Source organism: Streptomyces sp. NPDC111606, from assembly GCF_055656945.1.
Genome location: NZ_JBVKBY010000008.1, coordinates 319,634 through 334,167 on the forward strand (window position 1 = coordinate 319,634; position 14,534 = coordinate 334,167).

13 protein-coding genes are annotated in these 14,534 nt (G+C 71.3%); 3 read left to right on the forward strand and 10 right to left on the reverse strand.

The features are described 5' to 3' along the window. Positions 1–50: 50 nt before the first annotated feature. From efeB to ACZ7M7_RS28305, 6 genes are all read right to left on the reverse strand, one after another. The gene (gene efeB, locus ACZ7M7_RS28280) at positions 51–1,385 is read right to left on the reverse strand and encodes an iron uptake transporter deferrochelatase/peroxidase subunit (RefSeq protein ID WP_472121427.1); all 1,335 of its coding nucleotides are present in this window, start codon (positions 1,383–1,385) and stop codon (positions 51–53) included. Positions 1,386–1,393: 8 nt separating this feature from the next. Further along, on the reverse strand, positions 1,394–3,358 hold the full coding sequence (locus tag ACZ7M7_RS28285) for a copper resistance CopC/CopD family protein (RefSeq protein WP_472121430.1): 1,965 nt from the start codon (positions 3,356–3,358) through the stop codon (positions 1,394–1,396). A gap of 13 nt (positions 3,359–3,371) precedes the next feature. Further along, entirely contained in the window at positions 3,372–3,830 is a 459-nt protein-coding gene (locus ACZ7M7_RS28290; protein WP_472121433.1) for a copper chaperone PCu(A)C, read from the reverse strand. Further along, positions 3,827–4,492 carry an SCO family protein gene (locus tag ACZ7M7_RS28295; RefSeq protein WP_472121436.1) on the reverse strand — a complete coding sequence of 222 codons (666 nt, stop codon included), beginning with the start codon at positions 4,490–4,492 and terminating at the stop codon, positions 3,827–3,829. Before ACZ7M7_RS28295 ends, ACZ7M7_RS28290 begins: the two co-directional genes overlap by 4 nt. A 77-nt stretch (positions 4,493–4,569) precedes the next feature. Then, a complete protein-coding gene (locus ACZ7M7_RS28300) occupies positions 4,570–5,319 on the reverse strand; it encodes a YcnI family copper-binding membrane protein (RefSeq protein WP_451167625.1) in 750 nt (249 codons plus the stop codon). Positions 5,320–5,537: 218 nt separating this feature from the next. After that, positions 5,538–6,377, reverse strand: coding sequence for a hypothetical protein (locus tag ACZ7M7_RS28305; protein ID WP_472121440.1), 840 nt, complete (start codon positions 6,375–6,377; stop codon positions 5,538–5,540). Positions 6,378–6,653: 276 nt separating this feature from the next. Here ACZ7M7_RS28305 and ACZ7M7_RS28310 point away from each other — a divergent pair, with 276 nt between their 5' ends. Beyond that, positions 6,654–7,103, forward strand: a complete 450-nt coding sequence (locus ACZ7M7_RS28310) for an ATP-binding protein (protein ID WP_328426228.1) — start codon at positions 6,654–6,656, stop codon at positions 7,101–7,103. A gap of 58 nt (positions 7,104–7,161) precedes the next feature. On the opposite strand, the gene ACZ7M7_RS28315 is transcribed toward ACZ7M7_RS28310, so the two are convergent. After that, entirely contained in the window at positions 7,162–8,223 is a 1,062-nt protein-coding gene (locus tag ACZ7M7_RS28315) for a YihY/virulence factor BrkB family protein (protein ID WP_383628907.1), read from the reverse strand. A gap of 194 nt (positions 8,224–8,417) precedes the next feature. Between ACZ7M7_RS28315 and ACZ7M7_RS28320 the strand changes: the two genes are divergently transcribed. Together ACZ7M7_RS28320 and ACZ7M7_RS28325 are read left to right on the forward strand one after the other, a co-directional pair. After that, positions 8,418–9,359 (forward strand): intradiol ring-cleavage dioxygenase, encoded by a 942-nt coding sequence (locus ACZ7M7_RS28320; protein ID WP_472121443.1) that lies wholly within the window; start codon positions 8,418–8,420, stop codon positions 9,357–9,359. Between the two features lie 10 nt (positions 9,360–9,369). Then, positions 9,370–10,203 carry a triphosphoribosyl-dephospho-CoA synthase gene (locus ACZ7M7_RS28325; protein WP_472121446.1) on the forward strand — a complete coding sequence of 278 codons (834 nt, stop codon included), beginning with the start codon at positions 9,370–9,372 and terminating at the stop codon, positions 10,201–10,203. Here ACZ7M7_RS28325 and ACZ7M7_RS28330 read toward each other — a convergent pair. The 3 genes from ACZ7M7_RS28330 to ACZ7M7_RS28340 all read right to left on the reverse strand — a co-directional run bounded on the left by ACZ7M7_RS28330 (position 10,178) and on the right by ACZ7M7_RS28340 (position 14,429). Then, on the reverse strand, positions 10,178–11,425 hold the full coding sequence (locus ACZ7M7_RS28330) for an MFS transporter (protein ID WP_472121449.1): 1,248 nt from the start codon (positions 11,423–11,425) through the stop codon (positions 10,178–10,180). The two genes, ACZ7M7_RS28325 and ACZ7M7_RS28330, sit on opposite strands and share 26 nt — an antisense overlap. Before the next feature lie 113 nt (positions 11,426–11,538). Next, positions 11,539–12,885 carry a MocR-like pyridoxine biosynthesis transcription factor PdxR gene (gene pdxR, locus ACZ7M7_RS28335; protein WP_472121452.1) on the reverse strand — a complete coding sequence of 449 codons (1,347 nt, stop codon included), beginning with the start codon at positions 12,883–12,885 and terminating at the stop codon, positions 11,539–11,541. Positions 12,886–12,971: 86 nt separating this feature from the next. Then, on the reverse strand, positions 12,972–14,429 hold the full coding sequence (locus ACZ7M7_RS28340) for an aminopeptidase P family protein (protein ID WP_472121455.1): 1,458 nt from the start codon (positions 14,427–14,429) through the stop codon (positions 12,972–12,974). Positions 14,430–14,534: the final 105 nt, after the last annotated feature.

A 14,534-nucleotide genomic window follows, 5' to 3' on the forward strand; every position in this document is an offset into this window, starting at 1 on the left:
GGTCGTCCGGAGGCCGAGCCGCCGAGGGGTCGAGGGGCCGGGGGCCGACATCACCCCTCCAGCAGCCGCTGCCCCACGTACTCCCCTTCCGCCGCCCCGCCCGGCACTGCGAACAGCCCGCTCGCCTCGTGCCGGATGTACTTCGACAGCGCGTCGCCCCGGTCGAGCTTGCGCTGGACGGTGACGAAGCCGCGCAGCGGGTCGGCCTGCCAGCAGATGAAGAGGAGCCCCGCGTCGGGCACCCCGTCCGCGTCGATGCCGTCGTGGTACGAGAACGGGCGCCGCAGCATCGCCGCCCCGCCGTTCTGGTCGGGCCGGGTGATACGCGCGTGGGCGTTGATGGGGACGACCAGGTTCCCTGCCTTGTCCGTCTTCTCCAGGTCCATCTCGGCCGTCTCGGCGCCCCCGGACAGCGGCGCCCCGTCGGACTTGCGGCGTCCGATGACGTCCTCCTGCGCCCTGACCGAGAGCTGCTCCCAGTCGTCGAGCAGCATGCGGATACGGCGTACGACGGCGTAGGAGCCGCCCGCCATCCAGGCCGGGTCCTTCGAGCCGGACTCCGGCACGAAGATGCGCTTGTCGAAGTCGGCTTCCGTCGGCTTCGGATTGCGCGTGCCGTCCATCTGGCCCATCAGGTTGCGCGCGGTCATCGGGTGCCCGGTGGCACCCGGCGACCGGTTGAAGCCGTTCATCTGCCAGCGCACCCTGGCTGCCTTGCCCGCGTTCTTCTGGATCGCGCGCAGGGCGTGGAAGGCGACCAGGGCGTCGTTGGCGCCGATCTGCACCCACAGGTCACCGTTGCTGCGCGCCTTGTCGAGCTGGTCCGAGGAGAAGTCGGGCAGCGGATCCAGGGAGACCGGACGCTGCTTCTCCAGGCCGGTCCGCGCGAAGAAGCTGTGCCCGAAGCCGAAGGTGATCGTCAGCGACGACGGCCCGGCGTCCCGGGCGACATCCGTGTCGTCCTGCTGGGCCGCCTCGCCCGCCATCAGCCGCCGAGCCGTCTGCGACCATCGGCGCAGCAACGCAGCCGCCTCCTTGCGGCCCGCGCCCGCCGCCAGGTCGAAGGCGACGACGTGGCCGCGCGCCTGGAGTGCCTGGAGGATGCCGGGCTGATGTTTCCCGTGAAACATCACCTGATCGGCTCCCAGCGAGGTGAGCGGCGTCGCCTCGGCCGGCCTCGCCGCATAGCCCACGGCCCCACCCGCCGCACCGAGCACCAGCCCGGTCGCACCGGCGGTCCCGAGCAGCCGCCGCCGCGACAGGCCCTCCCTACTGGTGGCGCTTTCGGAAACGCCGCCATTAAGTGCCGTCTCGCCCTTGGGCGCCGACTCGGGAGTCGCAGGAGTCTTGGGAGTACGGGCCTCCGGAATGGACTGGTCAGCCATGGTGAGGTTCAGCCGATCTGCGCGTTCTTGGAGACGGTGGTCTGGTCGATGTCGGAGGTCCGCACGGTCACGGTGATCTTCCACTCGCCCGCCACGGGGATCTGCACTCCGCTCGCCGACCAGTGTCCGGTGGCGATGTGGTCCGGGACCACGGGCAGCGGCCCGATGTCCTGGGACTCGAGGGTGAAGGCGACCTTCACCTCGGGGATGTCGAAGGCGCGGCCGTTGGGGCGCTGCACGTAGACGTGCATCTCGTTGCCGCCCACACGCGCGGGATCGAGGTCGACGCGTACGACGCCCTTGCCGTCCTCGCCCCCGGTGTCGAAGGACATGTCCAGCGTCAGCGCACCGGCCGACGACGCCTCGGCCGACGAGGACGACGTGGCAGCCCGCGCGTCCTCCTCCGTACGCCCTGGTTCGGTCGACGTCAGCATCGTGGTGACGGCGAGCAGGACGACGGCGACGCCCGCCTCCGCGAGCACCGAGCGGCGCAGTCCGAACCGGTTCGGATCGGCGTCCCGCTCCTGCTTCTGCCGTGCCGTGTCGATCGCGGCCTGCTGCCGGGCGAGCTGGGCGGCTCGCTGGGAGCCACCGTCCTTCTTGCCGGCGGCCGCGGCCGAGGCCGAGGCGCCCTTCTTGCCGGAAGCGGCGGCAGACGTGGAGGCGGACGCACCGGCCTGGGCCGTGGCGTGCTCCTTCTCGCCGTCGGAGTCCTCCGTCGCCTCCCTCGGCTTCGCCACGACCGTCTCCGCCAGCCGCGCAGTCCAGCGCCGCGAGATCCAGGCGATCCCCACCAGCAGGACCACGAGCCCGATCTTGACCAGCAGCAACTGCCCGTACCGCGTGCCGGTGAACGCCGACCACGATCCGAGCTGCCGCCACGACTGGTAGATCCCGGTCGCGACCAGCGCCAGCACGCTGCCGAAGGCGACGCGCGAGAACCGTCGTACGGCCGACCCGGGGAGCGGGGTGTCCGCGGGCGCCCGGTAGAGCGCGACGAGGAGCGCGACCAGCCCGCCGAGCCAGCTCGCGACGGCCAGCAGGTGCAGGATGTCGACCGGCATCGCGATCCCGGCCTGGAGCCCGGTCGAGGCGTGCTCGGACATCGCCCAGCTCGCCCCGAGCCCCGCCGCCACGACGGTCCCGCCGATGGCCAGTCCGAAGGTCAGGTCCCGCTTCTCCTCGTCCTCCCGCTTGTCGTACGCCCCGAACAGCACGGCGATGAACAGTGCCGCCGCGGCGAGCAGCAGCAGCCGGGACACCAGTGCCGCACCCGTCTTGGTCTGCAGCACCTGCCCGAGCAGGTCCAGGTCGAAGACGTCGCCGACCTTCCCGGAGCTCGTGTACGAGCCGCGCAGGAGCAGCAGTCCGAGCGTGGCGGCGGTCAGGGCCAGCCATCCGGTGACGACGAGCCGTTGCAGCGCCCGCACCCCCGACCCGGGCTGCCAGCAGGCCAGCACGAAGGCGGCACCGCCGACCAGGACGATGAATCCGGCGTACGACACGTACCGCCCGAACCCGTAGAGCCAGCCGACGACACCGCCCCCCGCCTCCTGGTCGGAGACCGAGACGGTCGTCTGGGAGGGCGCGCCGATGGAGAAGGTGTAGGCGCCGGCGACGGGATGGCTGTCCTCGGACACCACCTGGTAGGTGACGGTGTACGTGCCGTCGGGCAGGCCGCTGTGGAGCTTCACGGCGTACGTCGTGCCGCTGACGTTGGCCGGGTCGCCGCGGTCGATGCGCTTGCCCTTGGGATCGAGCACGCGCAGGGAGTCGTTCGAGAGGGCGACCCCCTCGGAGAAGGTCAGCGAGACCTGCGTCGGGGCCTTGTCCACCACCGCCCCCTGCTGGGGGTCGCTGCCGGTCAGCGCGGCGTGCGCGGAGACCGGCCCGGCACCGGCGAGGAGCAGACCGGTGGCGGCCAGGAGCAGCAGCACCAGGGTCCGGACGCGGGGGGCGATGGTCTGGGTCAAGGCGATCTCTCCCTCAGTGTCCGGTCTTCGGGCTGTACGTGGCGGACTTCACCGGCATCTCGACGGTGACCGTGCCGGACTCGGCGAAGTGGAGCTTCACGGTCACCTTCTCGCCCTGCTTCGGCTTCCGCTTCAGCTTTTCGAACATCAGATGGCTGCCACCGCTCTTGAACACGAGTTGACCGTGGGCGGGGACGGCGACGTCCTTGGCCTCCTGCATCGACGATCCGACCGTCTCGTGGGCGGTCACGTCGCCGACGTCGCTGGTGACGGACGTCAACTCGTCCTCCGTACCGCCCTTGTTGGTGACGGTCAGGAAACCGGCCGCCATGGAGTCGGAGACCGGCTGCGGCATGTAGGCACCGCCGACGGACAGTTCGGCCTTGGAGTCGTCCTGGGAATCGCCGGAGCCGCAGCCCGCCAGGACGAGGGTTCCGGTCAGCACCAAGGTCACCGGGGCGAACCGCCTCACGGCTTCGCCCCCTTGATCAGCTTGGGGAGGTCCTTGGTGTAGTCGTCGACGGTGGCGGACTCGGTGTACAGGACGTACCCCGCGTCGGTCTTCGGCGAGAACGCGACGACCTGCGTGCCGTGGGTCGAGACCATCTTGCCGTTCTTGTCCTTGTGCGGCGGCTCGAGAGAGATGCCGAGTGTGCGGGCGCCGGCCTGGATGGTGTCGAAATCGCCGGTCAGGCCCACGACCTGCGGGTCGATGCCCTTGAGCCACTTGCCGAGCGCGGCCGCGGTGTCGCGCTCAGGGTCGGTGGTGACGAACACCACGCGCAGCTCGTCCTGTTCGGCCTTGGGCAGCTGCTTCTTGGCGACGGCGACGTTGTTCATCGTCAGAGGGCACACGTCGGGGCAGTTGGTGTAGCCGAAGTAGATCAGCGTCGGCTTGCCCTCGGTCTCCTTGCGGAGGTCGTACTTCTTGCCGTTCGTGTCGGTGAGGACCAGGTCCGGCTTCTCGAACGGCTTGTCGAGGACGATGGCGGCCTTGTCCGAGCCGGCCTCCTCGGAGACCACGGTCACGGGCTCGGCGCTGTCGTCACCGTTGCCGCAGGCGGAGAGGGTGAGGGTGGCGGCGGCGAGCAGGGCGGCCGCGGCAAAGGTCTTCTTACGGGTCTTCGTACGCATAGAAAATGTCCCAGTTGTGTGAGCTCCGGCGCGCACCGGGGGCGTGCCCCGGCGCGCGCCGTGAACCGAAGGTGCCGTCAGGCGTCGGTGCGCCGACGGCCGGCGATCACGCCGTACGCCACGCCCAGCGCGCCGACGACGATGCCGACCACGCCCAGCACGCGGGCCGTGGTGTCGCTGCTGTCGGCGGGCTCGGCGGCGTCCGTCTTCGCGGCGGCGGCCTCGGCGTCGTCGGAGTCGGAAGCCTCGGCGGAGGCCTTGTCGGAGGACGACGAGCCGTGGTGGCCCTCCTCGGCGGCGGACAGTTCGAGCACCGGCGCCGGGTTCTCGGGCTCCTCCTGGCCCTCCTGCGGCACCTCGATCCAGCGCACGACCTCCTTGTTGGAGTACGTCTGGATGGCCTTGAAGACGAGTTCGTCGGCGTCCTCGGGCAGGGTGCCGACGGAGACGGGGAACTTCTGGAAGAAGCCGGGCTCGACGCCCTTGCCGTCGGCGGTCCAGGTGACCTTGCTGACGGCCTCCGTGATCTTCTTGCCGTGCATCTCCAGCGGCTTGTCCAGCTTGGACTTGGTGACCTCGGCCTTCCAGCCGGGCACGGGCTGCGGCATCACGGAGGCAAGCGGGTGGTCGGTCGGGAAGGTGACCTCGAGCTTGGTGGTCGACGCGTCGTCGCGCTCGTTCGGGACCTTGAAGTCGACCACCGCGTAACCGCCCTTGGCGGCGGTGCCCTCCGGCTGCACGCTGACGTGGGCGAAGGCGGGGACGGACAGGACGAGCACGGTCGTGCCGGCGAGGGCGCCGACGGCGGCGATACGAGAGGCCTTCATGCTGAGCACTCCACTGTGAGTGAGATCGGGATTCCGGTGGTGAAGAGGAGTACGCGTGCGCGGGGGTGCCCGATCAGACGGAAAAGAGGTGACCCTCCGGGAAGTCCAGAGGTCCGAGCGAAAGCCCCTCTTCCCGCGATCGGTGCACGCAGGCACGCGCGCGTGCCGCACGACGGCGGCCCTCATCCCCACCTCGGTGGAGTGGCGGTCGCGTCGTGTCAGGCGGCGAGGACGAACGCGGCGGCCGGCGGGCCGCGCCTGATCACCGTGTGCTGGAGGGCGACGGTGCGGGGTGCGGACCGCCCGAGCGTCTCGGCGCGCGGGAGTCGCGGGCCCGCCTCGGGCGCGCCCGGAAGCCCGGCACGCAGGGCGCGCACCAGTGCGAGCGCCCCGCGCAGGGAACGTACGAGAGCCCCCTCGGCGACCACATGCGCCGACACCGCGGACATCTCGGCGATCCGCAGCAGGGCCAGGTCCCCGCGCCGCAGCAGCCACCCCGCGACGACCGCCGCGAGAATGTGGGCGAGCACCATGGGCAGGGACGGCAGCAGCGATGCGGAGGAGTCGGTGGCGGCAGACATGGCGTCCGACGACGGGTGGGAGGCGTGCGCCCCGGTGGCCGGGCTCAGCCGCGCCTCGGTGAGGAGTCGCTGGGCCTGGGCGGGGCTGATGGCCGCCGCGGCGGTCCCGCAGACGAGCCGCGCGGCCTGCTCCACAAGTGCGGCGTCCGACAGGGAGGCGGACGTGGCGGAGGACCCGGTGGCCGCACCGGCACTCGCCCCGTGCTGCCCCAGCCCGAAGAGCGTGTGCAGGACGGTCTGACCCGCCGCGAGCAGCGCGGCTATCCCGGGCAGCGAGCGTTCACGCCCGGTGAACGGCACCGTGACCAGGAGGACTCCCAGGAACCCCGCGCCCAGCGTCCACAGCGGGATCGTGGCGCAGGAGCCCAGCACATGCCCGACCCCGGCCAGCACGACGCAGACCGCGGCGAACACCGCGGCCCGCAGTATCCGGAGATCACTCCCGGAGCGCACCGTGCGCGGGTGGGGGGCAGTCATGGCGGGGTCATCATCGCACTGGCCTTATGGCCGCCATACGGCAGGTCCGCAAGATGACATACGAGCGGTAGGGGACGTACGGGGCATAGGGGCAGTACGGGTCATTGGGGCCGTACGACCGGTAGGTCACCCTCTGGTGTGGGCCGCCCCCACATACACCGATTCCCGCGTGGGCGCATCGACCATATGGGCGGCATCACGTCAGTGATGTGCTTACCGATGGGCACTCGTGGCAATACGTAACGGTATGTCGAGCCGCGGCCAGGAGGCTGGAGCATGAGCATCTGGTGGTCACTCCATCTGCGGCGCGAAGCTGCGAGCGTGCCCCTTGCCCGGCGGTTGCTGATCGGCACCATGGAGACCGCGGGCGTCGACCCCGATGTGTCCTACGACCTCTCCGTCGCCCTCAGCGAGGCCTGCGCCAACGCCGTTGAGCACGGCGGCGACACCATGCCCGACGGCTCCCCGCAGGCGTACCGCGTGACGGCGTACCTGGACGGCGAGAAGTGCCACATCGAGGTCGCCGACTCCGGCCCCGGCTTCACCGCACCGCTGCGCGCACCCCGCCCGGCGACCACCGACGCGGAGCACGGCCGGGGGCTCTGCCTCATCGAGGAACTCGCCGACCACGTCCAGTTCGGCAACAAGCCGGGCCGGGGCGGGGCGGTGGTGAGCTTCGACAAGATCCTCAAGTGGAAGAAGGACCCGTCGCTGATGGCGGTGTAGTGGCGGTGGCGAGGGGTGCGGGGCGTGGGGGAACAGGCCGTAAGTCGGGGCCACCGGTTCAGGATTCAAGCCGCCGGTGGTCCTCCTCGTCCCACTTGCGGGTGTCGCGCGGCTGCACGTACGGCTCGTCGTCGGCAGTGTGACCTCCCGCGACGGCGCGCTGGCGGGCCAGCTCGGCGTCGAACTCCAGGCCCAGCAGGATGGCCAGGTTCGTGATCCACAGCCACACCAGGAAGATGATCACTCCGGCGAAGGTGCCGTAGGTCTTGTTGTACGAGGCGAAGTTCGCCACGTACAGCGCGAACCCGGCCGAGGCGATCATCCAGATCACCAGCGCCAGGAAGCTGCCCGGCGTGATCCAGCGGAAGCCGCGCACCTTCGCGTTGGGCGTCGCCCAGTACAGGATCGCGATCATGATCGTGACCAGGAGCACCAGCACGGGCCACTTCGCGATCGACCACACCGTGAGCGCTGTGTCGCCGACCCCCAGCGTGTCGCCGACCCGGCGGGCCAGGCCGCCGGTGAACACGACGATCACCGCGCTGATCACCGCCATGACCATCAGCACCACGGTCACACCGACGCGCACCGGCAGCACCTTCCACACCGGGCGGCCCTCCGGGACGTCGTACACCGCGTTGGCGGACCTGATGAAGGCGGCGACATAGCCGGAGGCCGACCACACTGCGAGCAACAGACCCACGATCGCCATGACCGAGCCGAGGCCGGCGTTGCCCTGCATCTGCTGCACCGCGCTGGTCAGGACGTCTCGCGCCGCGCCCGGGGCGAGTTTCTGGATGTTGTCCAGCACCTGTTGGGTCGCCGACTCTCCGACGACCCCGAGCAGGGAGATCAGCGCCAGCAGCGCCGGGAACAGCGCAAGGATGCTGTAGTAGGTGAGCGCTGCGGCCCGGTCCGTCAGCTCGTCCTTCTTGAACTCCTTCAAGGTGCCCTTCAGCACCGCCCCCCAGGAGCGCTTGGGCAGGTCCGTCGGAGTGTCCGGAGCCCGCTGCTCCACCTGCTCGTCCGGCCCGGCCTCAGGTGCCCGCGCGGTCTCGGCCGTCTTGCCGGTCGCGCTGTGCTCGTCGTGCCTTACGTGCCGTTTCAGTGTCCGTGCCATTGCGCACGAGTATCCGACTGAGCATCACCCCACACTCGTATTCACGACATACCTCAACAAAAGGGAAGCGCGCCGGCTCTCTGACCCGACGTGCCTCCGCGGCGAACCCGCAGGCTTCAGCTTCCTCAGGACTCACAGCCCCCGCACAGTGCCACCCCACGCTGTTGACGGGGGGCATCCCTAACTTCCTGGCCATGACGGGAAACCACACGGACAAGTCGATCACCCGGCGCCGCGCGATCGTGGTGACCGGTGGCACGGTCGCGGCGGGCGGGCTCGCCGTCGCGGGCTATCAGGCGGCCTTCGCCGACACGGCCACGACGGCGACCGACGCCGCGGCGACGGCCACCACGACCGCCTCGGAGAGCGCCGGCTCCTGCATGACGCTGATGTCGAGCGTCACCGAAGGGCCGTACTACCTGGACGACGCCCTGGTGCGAAAGGACATCACCGAGGGCAAGAGCGGCGTACCGCTGACGCTGCGCCTCACCGTCGTGGACGCCACCGACGGCTGCACCCCGGTCAAGGGCGCCGCCGTGGAGATCTGGCACTGCGACGCCTGGGGCTACTACTCCGGCTACACCACGGCCAACCCCGGTGGGTCCGCGCCCGCCGAGAGCGAGGACGGCTCGACCGCGAACGACAACACCTATCTGCGCGGGTACCAGATCGCCAACGCCGACGGGGTCGTGAAGTTCGAGACGATCTTCCCGGGCTGGTACACCCCGCGCACCTGCCACATCCACCTCAAGGTGCACACCGGCGGCCGGAAGGAGGACGGCACGTACGAAGGCGGCAAGGTCAACTACACCGGCCAGCTGTTCTTCGACGACGCGATCGCCGAGGAGATCTTCACGCTGGAGCCGTACTCGAGGCACTCCGGCAGCTACACCACCCTCGACGACGACATGGTCTACGACGGCGGCGGCGCCTCCAGCGGCCTGCTGACCCTGAAGGCCGTCCACAAGAAGGACCCGTCCAAGGGCTACAAGGGCTCCCTCACCATCGGCGTCGACCCGGACGCCGAGAACACCGGCGCGGGCAGCGGCGGTGGCGGTACGCCCCCGAGCGGCGCCCCGAGCGGCGCCCCTGGCGACGCGCCCAGCGCCACCCCGTCGGCCTCGGCCTCCTCCTAGGGATACGGCCATGAGCAGTCGCGAGGACGAGGAACTGGCGCAGGCCGCCGTGACCGCGCTGACCGGGCAGTTGGCCCTGGCTCCCAAGCCGGGCCTGCCCGACCCGCGCGACCTGGGCGCCCGCGTCACCCGTCGGGACCACGGCATGCTGCGCTGGTCGGCCAAGGCGCTCACGCCGGGCCTTGCGGCGATGGCGGCCGCGGCCCGGCGCACGGGCGAGCCGACGCCCGGGCTCCGCAGCGAACTCGGCGCGATCGCCCGGTGCGCCGAGCACTCGGCGCACCTCGCGGGCGGCGGCCACCGGGGCGCCCTGTGGACGCTCGGCCTGCTGGTCGCCGCGGCGGCACTCGACCCCCGGGGCGGGGCACGGGACGTCGCCGCGACCGCCAAGCGCATCGCCGCCCACACCGACAAGCGTGCCCCGCGCAGACCGTCCCGGGGCTCCTCGGTGTCCGCGCAGTACGGCGCCGCCGGGGCGCGGGGCGAGGCGCGGGCCGGATTCCCGCACGTACGGCGGGCGTCGGATGCGCTCGCCGCAGCCCGCGCGGCCGGCGCCACGGAGGAACAGGCCCGCCTGAACGCCCTGCTCACCGTGATGTCCACCCTCCAGGACACCGAACTCCTCTACACCGCGGGCCCGATGGGACTGCGGCACGTCCAGGCGGGCGCCCGCGCAGTGCTGGAGGCGGGCGGCACGTACACGGCGGTGGGCGCACAGGCCCTGGCGGCCCTCGACGCCGACCTGCACGCACGCGCGTGGAGCCCGCGGGGGAGTGCGGGGCTCCTCGCGGGGGCGTTGTTCCTGGACGCCCTGCCCGTCACGGCACGAGCGCGGGCTGCCTGACGCGGTCCTCCCCGGCCCGGCGACCGGCGGCCCACCGTGCCGCCGGTCCCATCGCGTAGGACGCGGCCAGCATCGCCCCGCCCAGCAGCAGCCAGCCCGGTGTCCCCCACTCCACCAGCAGGGCTGTGAGCAGCAGCGGGCCGAGGGTGCGGGCGACGGTGACGCCGGTTCCGAACAGGCCCTGGTACTCGCCGACGCGGCCCTCGGGAGCCAGGTCGAAGGACAGCTGCCAGGAACCCGCCGACTGCCCCATCTCGGCAACCACTTGAAGCACCGCGCCAACCACCAGAACGCCGACAGCCACCCACAGGGACGCTCCCGCCGACAGGGCGAACACCACGCACGCGGCGAGCATCACCCAGCCCGCTCGGCGCACGGCGCGCGTGGCGGTGCCAAGCCCGGTCACCCCGCGCGCCGCCCTGACCTGGAACAGCATCACCGCACCGGTGTTGAGCACGAACAACGCGGAGACCAGCCAGGCGGGCGCCTCGGTCCTACGAGTGATCCACAGCGGCAGCACGAGGCTGAGCAGGGGCAGCCGCAGCAACAGGATCGTGTTGAGCAAGGCGACGAGGGCGTACGGACGGTCCCGCAGGACGCCGATGCTGCGTCCCTTCCGCAAGGGCACCGGCACAAGCGCCGGTCGCGGCACGGCGGGCAGCCGCAGCAGCAGCCCGGCACACAGCAGGAAACTCACCGCGTCCAGCGCGAACACCCCGAGATACGCCGCCCGTGTCCCGGCGTGCAGTGCCAGCCCGCCCAGCCCGGCACCCACCGCGAGACCGGCGTTGAGCGTCGACTGCAGATGCGCCAGCAGCCCGGTCCGCTCCGCGGCCGGCACCAGCCCCGCGAGCAGCGCCTGCCGGGCCGCCGCGAGCCCGGACTGCGCGGCCGCGTACCCGCACGCGGCCAGCACGAACGGCACGAATCCGCGTACCGCCACGAAGGACGCCACCGCGAGCCCCGTCGCGAGGGCCAGCAGCACGGCCGTACCGCGCGCGCCGCGCCGGTCGGCGAGCCGCCCCAGCGGAACCCCGACCAGTGATCCGACTGCCCAGCCGACGGTCAGCCCGAGTCCCACGCGCGCGGGGTCGAGGCCGACGACCTGGGTGAAATAGAGAGCGGACGTCGTGTAGTAGGCCCCGTCCCCGACCGAGTTGCTCAACTGGGCGAGGGCCAGGACGCGTTGCGGACCGGCGGGCGGGACGAGCGAGTGCGTCATGCCTACGACACTAGAAACGCAGTGGGCTGCTCAGTAGCACCAATCATGAGCCGATTCAGTGGCCCAATCGGCGTCGACCGGCCATCCCCAGGCACACCCCCGGCACGCTCTTCTCAGCCGCCCTCCAACACCCTCCCCAGCACCTCCAACGCCTCCGGATACACCCGCTCCCGAGGCGTCCCGTACCCCACGACCAGCCCCTGCGGCCGCCCTTCACCACTGCCCGGCGCATGCCAGTGCTCCCCCAGATGCCCCACCGCGAGCCCTTCCTCCTCGGCCCGCGCCAGCACCCGCGCCTCGTCGGCGACCTCCACCAGCGCATGCAGCCCGGCCGCGATCCCGCGCACCCGCCGACGCGCCCCCAGCCGCTCCACGAGCTGGTCCCTGCGCCGCCGGTACCGCAGCCGGCAGGCGCGCACATGACGGTCGTACGCATGGCTGTCGATCAGCTCGGCGAGCGCCAACTGGCCGATGGACTCGGTGTGATGGTCACTGTGCAGCTTGGCGTCGGCCACGGCGTCGACGAGGTGCGGCGGCAGCACCATCCAGCCGAGCCGCAGCGCGGGCCCGAGCGTCTTTGAGGCCGTGCCCAGATACACCACCTGGCCCGGCGCCATCCCTTGCAATGCGCCCACGGGCCGGCCGTCGTAGCGGAACTCCCCGTCGTAGTCGTCCTCGACGATCAAGCCCCCACGCGCGCGTGCCCAGTCGGTGAGCGCCCGCCGCCGCTCCGGGTGCAGCGTCACGCCGGTCGGATACTGATGCGCGGGCGTGACGACAACGGCGTCACAGCCCCCCAACCCCTCGGCACAAGCGCCTCGTTCATCCACCCGAACGGGCACCACGTCGCCACCGCCTCGCCGTACCACCTCCCGATGGAACGGCAGCCCGGGGTCCTCCATCGCGAACGTGCCGCCCTCCAGCACACGCGTGAGCAGCGCCAGCCCCTGCACATACCCGGAGGTGATCACGATCCGCTCCGCCGGAGCGATCACCCCGCGCGCCCGCCCCAGATACCCCGACAGCGCGCTCCGCAGCTCGATGCGCCCGCGCGGATCGCCGTAGTCGTACGCCGGTGAGGGCGCCGCGGCGATGGCCCTGCGCAACGCCCGCAGCCAGGCAGCCGCCGGAAACGTCCCCACGTCCGGACTCCCGGGCCGCAGATCAAAACGCGGCACACGCGCGCGTGCGGCGGGCTCCGGCGGTTCGGTGTCGATGGGCGGCAAAGCGGCGACCTGCGTACCGGCCCCCTGCCGAGCGGTGAGATACCCCTCGGCGACAAGCTGGTCGTACGCCGCCTTGACGGTGTTCCGCGAGATGCCGAGTTCGTCCGCGAGGCGCCGAGTCGCGGGCAACCGCGCGCCAGGGCTGAGCCGCCCGTCCCGTACAGCGTCGCGCAGGGCACGCTCCAGTCCCGCGCGGCGCCCTTCCACGGCGACGAGTTCTACATGCAGGTCCACACCAACTCCCTGAAGGGGCGCGGGGAACTGCGCGACCGGCCACTGATGGCCGGACACCCCCTCGGTGTCCGGCCATCGACCAAACATCAGCCCTTCAGAGAGGACATCCAGCTCTCGACCTCGTCCGACCGGCGAGGCAGCGCGGCCGACAGATTCCGGTTCCCGTCCTCGGTCACCAGGATGTCGTCCTCGATCCGCACACCGATTCCCCGGTACTCCTCCGGCACCGTCAGGTCATCGGCCTGGAAGTACAGCCCCGGCTCGACGGTCAGCACCATGCCCGCGGCCAGCGTGCCGTCGACATACGAGTCCACGCGCGCGGCAGCGCAGTCGTGCACGTCCATGCCGAGCATGTGCCCGGTCCCGTGCAGCGTCCAACGCCGCTGGAGCCCGAGCTCCAGCACCCGCTCGACGGGCCCCTCGACAAGCCCCCACTCGACGAGCCTCTCGGCGAGCACCCGCTGCGACGCGTCATGGAAGTCCCGGTACTTCGCGCCCGGCTTCACGGCCGCGATTCCGGCCTCCTGGGCGTCGTACACGGCGTCGTAGATCTTCTTCTGGATCTCGCTGTACCGCCCGTTGATCGGCAGCGTGCGCGTGACGTCGGCGGTGTAGTACGTGTGCGTCTCGACGCCCGCGTCGAGCAGCAGCAGGTCACCGGAGCGCACGGGCCCGTCGTTGCGCACCCAGTGCAGGGTGCAGGCGTGCGGACCGGCCGCGCAGATGGAGCCGTAGCCGACGTCGTTGCCCTCCACGCGCGCGCGGAGGAAGAACGTGCCCTCGATGTAGCGCTCGGAAGTCGCCTCGGCCTTGTCGAGGACCTTCACCACGTCCTCGAAGCCGCGCACGGTCGAGTCGACGGCCTTCTGCAGCTCGCCGACCTCGAACCCGTCCTTGACGAGCCGGGCCTCGGACAGGAAGACGCGCAGCTCCTCGTCGCGCTCGGCGGTGACCTTGTCGGTGAGCGCCGTCTCGATGCCGGCGTCGAAGCCACGGACGACCCGCACCGGGCCGGTGGCCTCACGCAGCGCGTCCGCCAGCTCGCGCACGTCGGAAGCGGGGATGCCGTACAGCGTCTCCGCCTCGGTGAGCGAGTGCCGGCGGCCGACCCACAGCTCGCCCTGGCCGGACAGCCAGAACTCACCGTTCTCGCGGTCGGAGCGCGGCAGCAGATAGATCGTCGCCTTGTGACCGTCGGCGGCGGGCTCGAGGACGAGCACACCGTCCTCGGTCTGGTTGCCGGTGAGGTACGCGTATTCGACCGACGCCCGGAAGGCGTACTCGGTGTCGTTCGAGCGCGTCTTCAGGTTGCCCGCGGGGATCACCAGCCGCTCGCCCGGGAACCGCGCCGACAGCGCGGCGCGTCGCACGGCGGTCTCGGCGGCCTGCGGGATCGGCTCCAGGCCGCGCAGCTCCGTGTCGGCCCAGCCGGACTTCATGTTCTCGGCAAGCTCGTCGGACACGCCCGGGTAGAGGCCGTTCTTGCGCTGCTTGATGGGCTCTTCTTCGGCAGTCTCCGGGGTCTCCGAGAACTCTTCTGCCACGGCGGTCATCCTCCTCGATACGGCACTGGACCCCGTCCATCATACGGTCGTACCGAGCAAGGCCCAGGAGCGCAGGACCTGGTGCCGGGCACTGCTATGGCGCAG